This is a genomic window from Asaia sp. SF2.1 (genome assembly GCF_000505765.1).
GTDB lineage: Bacteria > Pseudomonadota > Alphaproteobacteria > Acetobacterales > Acetobacteraceae > Asaia > Asaia bogorensis.
In genome coordinates this window covers 17432-21723 of record NZ_AYXS01000049.1, presented here as the reverse complement: position 1 = coordinate 21723, position 4292 = coordinate 17432, and the positions used below count along the sequence as shown (strand labels likewise).

Genomic DNA, 4292 nt, shown 5'->3' with positions numbered 1-4292 from the left:
GAACAGGCAGCCGCAACGCGTCTTTACCCGGACAGCCCCGGCAACCGGGCGTCTGGACGCCGATTTCGGTCTCGCCCATGCTGCATCCTATGAAGCCATGGATGAGGCGATCGCTCTGGCACGCCATGCGGGCATTGGTGCCGTGACGGTGCATCACTCCACCCATTATGGCGCGGGCGGGGCTTATGCTCTGGTGGCAGCCGAACAGGGTTTTGTATCGCTGGTCCTGAGCAATTCCGACCCCGCTGTCGCGCTGGCGGGAGGACGTACCCCTTTTCATGGCACCAACCCCATCGCCATGGCGGCCCCTGTCCGTGACCGGGAACCCTGGTTGCTCGACATGGCGACATCCTCCATCCCGTTCAATCGGGTCAAGCTTTACCGGAGCCTGGGCCTGCCTTTACCGCCCGAAGTCGCGCTGAACGAACAGGGGCACCCGACACTCGATGCCAGTCAGGCCCGGTTTCTGCAGCCGCTTGGCGGGATGGCTTATGGCCATAAGGGCGCAGCGTTGGCGGGGCTCGTCACGATTCTCTCCGCCGTACTCTCCGGCGCAGACCCTGATCCCATCATGACCACGACGGCCCAGGCGCAGGAAGGTCACAAACCACAGAATGTCGGTCACATCATGGTCGCCTTTGATCCGGCGAGATTTATCGGGCAGGAGGCTTTCGAGGCGGAAATGGCCCGCTACCTCGACCTGCTGCGCAATTCGCCGCCAGCAGAGCCGGACGTGCCGGTATGCGCACCGGGCGACAAGGAGTGGGAAGAGGCGCCGAAACGTTTGCTGAATGGCATCCCGGTTGATCCGGATACCGAGCGCCTTCTCGGCCTTTCTGGCTGAGCCCGCGGGGTATCTCGAACGAGGATCGCTCACACAAGCAAGGACCTTCCTACTGATGGGGTCTGCCCGCTCAGGCCCCATGAATTGCGAGACAGTGCCGGGAGAGCGTAGGCACCAAACACGCTCATCTCCCGTCGCTGCCAGTGACCGGCCTCGTTTGCGTTCTTTCACCCGTGAACGCCCCCAACAAATGACCTTATCCCGAACCTATCTGCGCTGAAGAACCCGGGATGCATCTCCTTGGTCTCTGCAATCATGTAACGGAAGTATCCAATAAGATTATTATATAATTATATGTTACATAAATTTTTCTTTTCATTTATTGCCCGACAGCATGGGGTATGATCGAATATTTCTTATTCGTATCATATCGGAATCGTCTCGAAGGGCGTCATTCATGCCAGAACACCGGTCGGCTTATAAAAAAAATCTTGTCGTGGCACTGATTTCGTCAACTGCCCTCTTCCAGGTCTCATCACCCTCTGCCCTTGCAGAATCCCCCTCCTCGATCCAGCAAGGCCAGAATCGCCATAAGCATCATTCTACGGGTGCTTCCTCCCCTGCCCGGCAAACCACCCCTGTATCGCGTCCTGCGCCCACTCATCGCAAGGCTGCGAGCAGTCATGCGGAAGGCGGCAGTGAAGCCATCATCGTCACCGGCACACGCTCCTCAAATCGTCGGGTGCGTGACAGCTCGTCGCCGATCACCCTCTACACGCAGGCGCAGATGGAGCGTACTGGCGAACTCAATCTCGCCAGTGTCCTGTCACGTCTCGACCCGTCCATCACCGTCTCTGCACTGGGCAACGATACGGCAGCCCTGACCTCATCCATTCGCATGCGCGGGCTTTCGGCCAATGAAGTTCTGGTGCTGGTTGACGGCAAGCGGCGCAATATCACCGGCAACATGGCGGGCGGGACCACCCCGGTTGATCTCAACATGATCCCGGCCGGGGCCATCGACCATATGGAAGTGCTGCGCGATGGCGCGGCGGCCATGTATGGGTCTGATGCCATCGCCGGCGTGGTGAACATCATCACCAAGAAAAGTGATCACGGCATCCATACCTACGCCCAGACAGGCGCAAACGCCTATAATGGCGATGGGTGGCAATATCTGATCGGTGCCGATGGCGGTCGCAAATGGGGACAGGACGGCTTCGTTCATATCTCGGGCCAGATCTACCACACCGATCATTTCGTGGCTGATAACAAGAGCACGCGCGACCATCGCTGGACCACAAGTTCGAGCTGGCCTGCCAATTCGAACAAGATCGAAAGCACGCCTGAGGAAACACGCGAGAATCTATCGATCGAATGGGGCAAGGATATTGTCGAGGGCCTGCGCACCTATGGGCTAATCACCTATGCCCATCGCCACGCCGAAGCCTATGAGAACTACCGCCTCCCCGGGGCCTCAGCGCCTACCACGATTTATCCCTATGGTTTCTCCCCTCTTGAGACGATCGACGAAAACAATTTCCAGGCCAATCTTGGCCTGAAGGGTGATGATCTTTTCGGCTTCAGCTGGGATCTAAGCACGCTTTACGGGCAGGATGACGACGATATCGGCGTCAAGAACACCTATAATTCCAGCTACGCCAATGTGTATGGCTATTCCCCGACGACCACCCGTGCAGCGACCTATAGCATGGCGCAGTGGACGAGCAATTTCGACATGCGTCGCAATTTCAATGTCGGCATGGCCACACCCATGACGTTTGCCATGGGCGCCGAACATCGTCTGGAAACGTATCATGTGGGCGCAGGCAATGACGCTTCCTATCTCTATGGCGGCACATCCGGCTATGCTGGCATCTCGCCTGTCAGTGCGGGCCAATGGCAACGTAATGTCTGGGCCGGCTATCTCGATGGCGATTTTCACCCGCTGAAGCATTGGGATCTCGATTTTGCCGGTCGCTTCGAACACTACACAGATGCCGGCAACACCGAGACCGGCAAAATCACCACGCGCTATGATTTCACGCGCCGTATCGCAGTCCGCGGTACGATCAGCACCGGTTTCCGCGCGCCGACACTGGCCGAGGAGCATTACAGCTCGCTCAGCGTTTCTCCGACAGGTGCTTCCGGCCTGCTCGGGGCCAACAGCACGGCGGCGCGCTCCATCGGGGCGTCATCGCTCAAGCCTGAGCGGTCGACCAGCGCCGAGGGCGGCATCGTGCTTGAGCCGGTCGACCGCTTCCACATCTCTGCCGATGTCTATCAGATCAACATCCGTGACCGTATCCTGGCCGCATCCAGCATCGCAGGCACATCGGCTCTCGAAGCCATTCAGGCGGCGGGGGTTGATATCGCAACAGGCGGCAGCGTCTCCCTGAGCAATATCAAGGCCTATTACTACGCCAATGCGGCCAGCACCCGCACGCAGGGTCTGGATATCCAGAGCGATTACCGCTTCCTGCTGCATCGCTACGGCTCCCTCGATCTCTCACTGCTGCTCAACCTGAACCGCACCGTCGTCACTCATCTCAATACCAACATCTTTGGTAATCCTTTCGCCAACGCCCAGACACAGGCTTCGGCACAGGGCGTGCCGCGCTCGAAGATCATCCTCAATGCTCATTGGGATTACGGCAAATGGGGGGTCAATATCCGCGAGACGCGCTTTGGCTCCTACAAGACCCTGCTTACCTATGAAGATCTCGCACCGTCTTCCGTGCGCTATTCCACCACCACCTTCCTGCCCTTCGAGAATACCCCTGTGTGGACCACTGATCTCGAAGTGGCTTATCGCGTCAACAAGCACTGGCGTCTGGCAATCGGCTCGAACAACATCTTCAACCAGCGTCCCCGCATGGTGCCTGCTGTGGTGAATTATCTCGGGCCGAAGATCTATGATTCAGCCTCTCCGCTCTCCATGACCGGCGCCTATTATTTCGGTCGTGTCGATGCGAATTTCTAAGCCGCTCTGTCGGGCTGTGACAAAGCCCCTTCTCAAGGCCAGCGCTGCAACAGGGCTGGCCACACTCCTTGCCGCAGCAGCGCCCCCTCCGGCCCAGACAGGGCCAAGGCCGGAGCCAGAGCCGACTCATATTTTCGCGCCCATTGATTATCCGACCGCGATCAATCGCTATCGTTCCGCTGATGGGACGCCTGGCCCCGATTACTGGCATAACCGGGCAGATTACCGCATTGATGTCGCGCTCGATGCCCCTACCCATCGCCTGACCGGGCAGGAGACCATCACCTACCGCAATAACAGCCCCAGCACCCTGAACGTGCTCTGGCTACAGCTCGAACAGAATATCTACCGCGAGACCTCACGAGGCGCAGCCGCCAGGCCAGCGCGTTTCAAGGCACATGGCCACACCGAGGGGATGCAGATCGACCGTGTCGCTTTGCTTGACGCGCATGGAAAGGAAATTGCTGTCACACCGCTGATTTCCGACACACGGATGCAGATCTCTCTCCCTACCCCGCTTGCACC

The 4292-nt window shown here is 58.6% G+C and carries 2 protein-coding genes and 1 pseudogene; all 3 read left to right on the top strand.

What is annotated here, in order from left to right; all coding sequences use genetic code 11:
- Positions 1-844: Ldh family oxidoreductase (locus P792_RS33660; protein ID WP_023979740.1), on the top strand; the 844-nt coding region annotated here is incomplete at its 5' end.
- 397 nt (positions 845-1241) lie between these two features.
- Complete coding sequence (locus P792_RS33655) at positions 1242-3767, top strand: TonB-dependent siderophore receptor (protein WP_023979739.1); 2526 nt, start codon at positions 1242-1244, stop codon at positions 3765-3767.
- A gap of 16 nt (positions 3768-3783) precedes the next feature.
- A pseudogene (locus P792_RS37805) lies at positions 3784-4292 on the top strand (M1 family peptidase); the annotation flags it as partial.

Excerpts from the sequence above, each read along its gene's own strand:
- P792_RS33655 (WP_023979739.1), top strand. The coding sequence starts at position 1,242 with ATGCCAGAACACCGGTCGGCTTATAAAAAAAATCTTGTCGTGGCACTG.